The sequence below is a fragment of the Methylobacterium mesophilicum genome (genome assembly GCF_022179445.1).
Taxonomy (GTDB): Bacteria; Pseudomonadota; Alphaproteobacteria; order Rhizobiales; family Beijerinckiaceae; genus Methylobacterium; species Methylobacterium mesophilicum.
This window is the reverse complement of record NZ_BPQU01000148.1, coordinates 1-251: the sequence shown is the minus strand read 5'-3', so window position 1 is coordinate 251 and position 251 is coordinate 1. Positions and strand designations below refer to the sequence as shown.

1 protein-coding gene is annotated in these 251 nt (G+C 67.7%); it reads left to right on the top strand.

Annotated elements, in window-relative coordinates:
- Window positions 1-251 (top strand): amino acid--tRNA ligase-related protein (locus tag MFF40_RS28560; RefSeq protein ID WP_238263197.1); only part of this gene is annotated, 251 nt, incomplete at both ends.

Here is a 251-nt window from a genome sequence, read left to right as displayed (position 1 = left end):
ACTTCCTCATGGACCACCGCCACCTCTGGCTCCGCCACCGCCGCCCCTTCGCCGTGATGCGCATCCGGGACGAGCTGGAAAGGGCCATCCACGAGTTCTTCGGAGGGCCGGGCTTCCTCCGCTTTGACGCCCCCATCCTCACCCCAAGCGCCGTGGAGGGGACCACGGAGCTCTTTGAGGTGGAGCTCTTTGACGGGGAGAAGGCCTACCTCTCCCAGTCGGGGCAGCTTTACGCCGAGGCCGGGGCCCTG